This window comes from Saccharopolyspora sp. 7B (assembly GCF_020177435.1).
GTDB classification, from domain to species: domain Bacteria; phylum Actinomycetota; class Actinomycetes; order Mycobacteriales; family Pseudonocardiaceae; genus Saccharopolyspora_C; species Saccharopolyspora_C gregorii.
The window spans coordinates 34,564-40,461 of the sequence record NZ_JAIUKC010000118.1 but is presented as its reverse complement, the minus strand read 5'-3'; the positions used below and the strand labels follow the sequence as shown (position 1 = coordinate 40,461).

Annotated in this window: 7 protein-coding genes; 4 read left to right on the top strand and 3 right to left on the bottom strand. The window is 71.9% G+C overall.

Going from position 1 to position 5,898, the window contains the following annotated elements; translation table 11 throughout:
• Positions 1–274 precede the first annotated feature (274 nt).
• From LCD33_RS18955 to LCD33_RS18940, 4 genes are all read left to right on the top strand, one after another.
• Entirely contained in the window at positions 275–1,108 is an 834-nt protein-coding gene (locus LCD33_RS18955) for a YwqJ-related putative deaminase (RefSeq protein WP_224978102.1), read from the top strand.
• A gap of 14 nt (positions 1,109–1,122) precedes the next feature.
• Positions 1,123–1,470, top strand: a complete 348-nt coding sequence (locus LCD33_RS18950; protein WP_224966794.1) for a toxin-antitoxin system YwqK family antitoxin — start codon at positions 1,123–1,125, stop codon at positions 1,468–1,470.
• A 135-nt stretch (positions 1,471–1,605) separates the two neighbouring features.
• Complete coding sequence (locus LCD33_RS18945; protein ID WP_224959375.1) at positions 1,606–2,052, top strand: hypothetical protein; 447 nt, start codon at positions 1,606–1,608, stop codon at positions 2,050–2,052.
• Positions 2,053–2,097: 45 nt separating this feature from the next.
• On the top strand, positions 2,098–2,457 hold the full coding sequence (locus tag LCD33_RS18940; RefSeq protein ID WP_224959374.1) for a toxin-antitoxin system YwqK family antitoxin: 360 nt from the start codon (positions 2,098–2,100) through the stop codon (positions 2,455–2,457).
• 15 nt (positions 2,458–2,472) lie between these two features.
• Here the strand turns inward: LCD33_RS18940 and LCD33_RS18935 are convergent, their stop codons facing one another.
• The 3 genes from LCD33_RS18935 to LCD33_RS18925 all read right to left on the bottom strand — a co-directional run bounded on the left by LCD33_RS18935 (position 2,473) and on the right by LCD33_RS18925 (position 5,617).
• Positions 2,473–3,144, bottom strand: a complete 672-nt coding sequence (locus LCD33_RS18935) for an endonuclease V (RefSeq protein ID WP_224959380.1) — start codon at positions 3,142–3,144, stop codon at positions 2,473–2,475.
• A 180-nt stretch (positions 3,145–3,324) separates the two neighbouring features.
• The gene (locus LCD33_RS18930) at positions 3,325–4,752 is read right to left on the bottom strand and encodes an aldehyde dehydrogenase family protein (RefSeq protein WP_224966795.1); all 1,428 of its coding nucleotides are present in this window, start codon (positions 4,750–4,752) and stop codon (positions 3,325–3,327) included.
• Positions 4,753–4,867: 115 nt separating this feature from the next.
• On the bottom strand, positions 4,868–5,617 hold the full coding sequence (locus LCD33_RS18925) for an alpha/beta fold hydrolase (protein WP_224966796.1): 750 nt from the start codon (positions 5,615–5,617) through the stop codon (positions 4,868–4,870).
• Between the last annotated feature and the right edge of the window lie 281 nt (positions 5,618–5,898).

The window sequence follows — 5,898 nt, the reverse complement described above, 5'->3', positions numbered from 1 at the left end:
CCGCCCCCCGGGGGGGCCGCCCCCCGGGCGGGCACGCGCCCGCGCGAGGGGGCGGGCCCGGGGCCCCCCCCCCCCCCCCCCCCCCACCCAACCAACCCCACCCACACCCACCCCGACCAACGCCCCCACCCACACCCCCGCCGGCACCGACGGCTTCCACCCCACCCGAGACGGCGAAGACCCCGGCCCAGCCCCGGACGACGCGGAGAGCCGGGGAGACAACGAGGACCGTTTCGAGTCTCATCGACGACCGCACGTACCCTCGGACATCGCTTTGGGCCAGGAGCTGGAACGCGTTGGCGCCCAGGACGACACCCGCCATATCGACTACGAAGGCGGCGTCATCACTCATATCGACGGTTCTCCCGTCCACCAATACGTGCGCGACTCCGTCGAATCACGCCAGCAAGGAATCCAGAATGCCGTGGAGGACAATTTCAAGGGCGGCAAGCTGAAGAGGGATGCCCCGCACACTGACGAGAACGACGTCCCCTACACCAAGAGGTCCCTCGGCAAGGTTCGTGCCGCCGTCAACGCCGTTGCAATCGATCGACGTACCGGCGTGGTAGCGGAGGGAATCAATGGAACACCGGACAAGACGCCCCTGAACAGGGATCTGCATCCCGAGCTGCGAAAGCACATCGCGGCGATGAGCGGCAACCCTGCACAAACCGATCTGAGCGACATTCCCCAATCCGAATTCCCGCACCACGACACCCCACAGCGCCATGCGGAAGTCAAGGCACTCAACGAGCTCATGCGAACACGGGAGAAGATCACCGGGGATTCCATCGATTCACCCGAGAAGTTCCAAGAATTCCTCGATGACGTGTATGTCGATGCTCGCTTCACCTTCAAAGACGAGCCGCACGACATTGCCACGTGCTGTGCTAACTGCGCCCGCATCGTTTCCGGCCCCGACTCGCTGCCCGCCAACAAGCACGATGAAGCCGACCTGTCCGCAGGGGCGACGATGGCGCCAGGCGGATACACCATTGGGGAAGACCCTGAAAGAAAGGGTTCGCGCGAACGTGTTCCGACTGAAGTGGCGAACCCGGACTACCATGAACCACTGGGCCGGCAAAATGCCGCCCGAAAGGCCAGATGACGCAAGGGGAAAGAATGCTCCGAGTCAGCGAAGATGAACTTGACGAGGGCCCCGAAGGACGTGTCCACTACCAAGGACAACCGTTCACCGGAGCAGAGGAGGACTCTTCGGAAGACGGCACGCTGCTGTACTCCACCGAGTACGCGGACGGCCTCCAAGAAGGTCTCGACCGCGAGTGGTACCCGGACGGCAACCTCAAATCCGAGGGCGCCTTCCACCGCGGATCTCCGACGGGAACGCACCGCACCTGGCGACCGAACGGGACGATCGCAACCGAGGTGGACTTCGCCGAGGGCGGGCAGCTGATCCGCCGCAGAACTTTCAGCGCGACTGGAGATCTCGTCGCGGAAGAAACGAACTGAGCCGGTCCACCGCGCGCCAGGGGGTCAACGGGTACGGGCGACTGCGTCCCCACTTCGCCGACGCACGGTGCTCCGGCGTGCACTGAGCTTCTCCGGCCGGGTCGGCCCACGTGCGGGAACGGATCAGAGGACACGATGACGAACCTGGAACTGGACCCCGTCGAGCAGAAGGCGCTGCTGGACGAGGTCACCGACCTCGTCCAGCGCTCCGCACCGCAGGACTGGAGCCGCCTCGCCGTCGAGTACAAGGCGATCGGACGCCACGTCCAAGTAGGCGCGGGGGCGAAGAACTCGGCGGGCGAACTGGTCCAGTGGGCACCTCCGGAGGAGGTGTGGAACCTGCTCTGGCGCCTGCGCGTCGGCATGCACCGGCCACGCCTGGGCACCTGGTTCTCCCCGTTCTACCGGCTGAACCCACCCGCCGACTTCGAGATCGTCTACAACCGGGACAACCCACCGCAGTGGCACGACGAACCACCGTTGCGCGCGTACACCGACGAACAGGCCATGTTCCCCCGGGACGAGCCGAACCTCCCGGCGTGGTTCGCCGACAAACTGCGCGCAGCGGAGAAAGCGAGCTGATCCGCCCCGGCACTCGCGCGGAGCCGAGCAGCGGGGAGGACCGCCGTGGGTGAGGTTCGCGTCGACGAGGACGACATCGAGATGGATCCCACCGGTCTGGTCTTCCACCGCGGCGAACCGTTCACCGGCGTCGTGGTGGAACGGTCCGCGGACGGCGAACTCGTCTCCACCCGCTCGTACTTCGCCGGATACCCCGACGGCCCCTACCGGGAATGGCGGTCCTCGGGACGGCTGCGGAAGGACGGCCGGATGCGGGACGGCAGGTCCGTCGGCAGCCACCGCGAGTGGCACGCGAACGGCCGCCTCGCCGAACGGCGCGAGTTCGACGCCGCCGGGAACCTCGTGCGCCACGAGCGGTGGGACCGCGGCGGAAACCTCGTCGTGGAGCCGACCGGGCGCCGGTGACCGGAGCGGGCGCGCTCAGGTGCCGCGGGCTTCGGCGCGGCCCAGCCGGTCGGCGGTGCGCGTGGTCTCCGGCAGGCGGTAGTGCGGGGTGAGGCGCAGGACCAGCTCGCACGCCTCGTCGAGGGTGCAGCGGTGGCCGACCGAGACGAACACCGGCTTCACCGCGCGGCGGGTGCGCAGCGCGGCGCCCACCGGTTCGCCGTCCAGCAGCAGCGGAGCCCGATCACCGCGTTCCGGGCCGGGCGGGTCGTAGCGGCCCAGCGCGGTCTTGCCGACGCCGACGCTCGGCAGGTCCGTGAGCACCCCGAGGTGGCAGGCCAGCCCGAACCGCCGCGGGTGCGCCAGCCCCTGCCCGTCGCAGACCAGCACGTCCGGCTCCACCTCCAGCCCGGTCAACGCGGCCAGCAGCGGCGGTGCCTCGCGGAACGCGAACAGGCCCGGCACGTACGGGAATGCGACGCGGGACCGCACCACCGACCTGTCCACCACGGACAGCTCGGCGAGGTCGAGCACCGTGACCGCCGCGATCACCTCGTCGTCGTCCGCGCCGTAGGCGACGTCCAGCCCGGCGGCCGTGCGGACCTCCGCGGGGAACCCGTCGAACCGCACCTCCGACCGCAGCCGTTCCTGCACGGCGACGGCCTCCGCCTCCGCCGACGGCCACTCGTGCCACTCCCGGACCTCGATCACGCCACCAGGTTAAGCAGCGGGAGCCGGCGGGGTCAGGTGCCGGTCCAGCACTCGTCGAGCCGAGCGCTCGCCTCCTCCTGGGACATCCGCCGGACCTCGGTCTCGGGGAGCCGCACCGTGTTGATCAGCAGGTCTCGACCGGGAGCGGTCCGGAGCGCCGGGCCGGTCGTGCGCGGCTCACCGGAGGATGGCCTTGACCTCCAGGAATTCTTCGAGGCCGTGCCTGCCGAACTCGCGGCCGTTGCCGGACTGCTTGTAGCCGCCGAACGGGGCGTTCGGGTCGACCGCGCCGCCGTTCACCGCGACCTGCCCGGTGCGCAGCCGCCGCGCCACCGCCAGCGCCCGCTCGTCGGAGCCGAAGACGGCGCCGGACAGGCCGTACTCGGAGTCGTTGGCGATCGCGATCGCCTCCTCCTCGTCGCGGTACGGCAGGATCGACAGCACCGGGCCGAAGATCTCCTCGCGGGCGATCGTCATGTCCGGGGTGACCCCGGTGAACACGGTGGGGCGCACGAAGTAGCCGGTGTCCAGCCCCTCCGGCGCGTCCGGCCCGCCCACCGCCACCGAGGCTCCTTCGGCGATGCCCTGGCGGATGTAGTCGACGACGCGGTCGCGCTGCACGTCCGAGACCATCGGACCGATGCGGGTGGTCTCGTCCGCGGGGTCGCCGACGGTGTACTTGGCGACGGCGCCGACCGCGAGCTCCACCGCCTCCGCGTAGCGGGATTCGGGGACGAGCATCCGGCTCAGCGCGTTGCAGCTCTGACCGCCGTTCGGGAAGCAGCCCGCGGCGCCCAGCTTCACCGCCTTCGCGAGGTCCGCGTCGTCGAGGACCACGTTCGCCGACTTGCCGCCGAGCTCCAGCGCCACCCGCTTCACCGTCCGCGCCGCCACCTCCGAGACGCGGCGACCGGCGCGGGTGGAACCGGTGAACGACACCATGTCCACGTCGCGGTGCGCGGCCAGCGCCTCCCCCACCACCGGGCCGGTGCCGTGCACCAGGTTGAACACCCCGGCGGGCAGCCCGGCCTCCACGACGACCTCCGCGAAGATCGCGGCGGTGAGCGGGGCGACTTCGCTGGGCTTGAGCACCACGGTGCAGCCCGCGGCCAGCGCCGGGGCGGCCTTCGCCACCACCTGGTGCAGCGGGTAGTTCCACGGGGTGATCGCCGCGACCACTCCGATCGGTTCCCGGACGATCAGCGAGCCACCGGACTCCTCGCTCCACTCGTAGCCCTGGTCGAGCAGGTCGGCGATGCCGCGGGAGGTCGCCACCGGCACGCTCGCGTGCACCTGGGTGGCGAACGTGATCGGCGACCCCATCTCGGCGGTGACCGTCGCGGCTATCTCGTCGCGGCGCCGCGCGATGCCCTCCGAGATGCGGCGCACCGCGGCCGAGCGCTCCTCGACCGGACGCGCGGCCCAGTCGTCGAAGGCGGCGCGGGCCGCGGCCACCGCCGCGTCCACCTCCTGGACCGTTCCGGCGGGGACCGAGCCGATCACCTGCTCGGTGGCCGGGTCGACCACCTCGATCCGCTCCCCGGCCCCGGCGACGTACTCGCCGCCGATGACGTGGTCGGTCCGGCTGGTCGTGGGCGCCGCCATGAGTTCCTCCGGGAGATCGATGATCGGGCTTCCACCGAGCCTGGCACACCCCGGAACGCGCGCGCACCCTCCGAAGATCGGAAATTTCGGGCGGGCGGCGAGCCGGAACGCCGGTTCAGGACAGCCGCTGCAGGAACGCGGCCACTGCGGCGCCGAACTCGGCGGGCAGTTCGACCGGCGGCGTGTGCCCGCACTCCAGCAGCACGGGTTCCGGCGCGTCCAGCGCACGCGCGAGCTCACGCGCGTGCTCCGGGGTGCGCGCGGTGTCGAAGCGGCCGTGCACCACGAGCGCGGGCAGTCCCGCCAGCTCGCCGAGCCGCGGGAGCAGGTCGGTGTCGCGCTGGCTGCGCAGCACCGCCAGCACCGCCTCCCGGTCGAGCCCGGCCGGATAGGCGTCGAGGAGTTCGGCGACGGCCGCGGGTGGCGGCAGGTGCACCGAGCGGCGCGCCACCGCCCGCCACAGCTCGGGTCCCCAGTTCCGCGCGACGCGGTCGATGATCGCGTCCACGTCGCCGTGGCCGCGCATGTTCGCGCCGCTGTCGCAGCAGAGCACGCCGCGCACCGCCGGAGCGTGCGAGGCCCGGTCGTGCAGCGCGGCGCACAGCGCGATCACCGCACCAGTCGAGTGCCCCAGCAGCACCACCGGCCCGTGCTCCGCGGCCGTTTCCGCGACCCGCTCCCCGAGCCGCGCCACCTCGTGCGGCCCGGGCCATTCGAGCCACGGCGCGACGAGCACGTCGGTGCCGGTCGCCTCCGCCAGCCCGTCGAAGATCACCGGGTCGCACATCGTGCCCGGCAGGCACAGCAGCGCCGGAGCACCGGGCGTCCGCGCGCCCGACCGCGTGATCACCACCTCGGCGCCCACCGCGACACCCCCACCGGCCCGAACATCCACCGACCCGAACACCACTGGCCCGAACACCACCGAAGCCGGGACGCTACAGCCGCGATCCCCGTCCTGTCAGCGGCGAAACCGCTGCGCCGACGACCAGCGCACCCGCGGGTTCGCAGCGGCCGCCTCGCGAGGACGGCGACGGGGGGGGGGGGGGGGGGCGGCCCCCGCCGCCGGGGGGCCGGCGGGGGGGGGGCCGCCGGCGCGCCCCCCCCCCCCCCCCCGCCGCCCCCCGGCGGGGGGGGCGCGGGGGG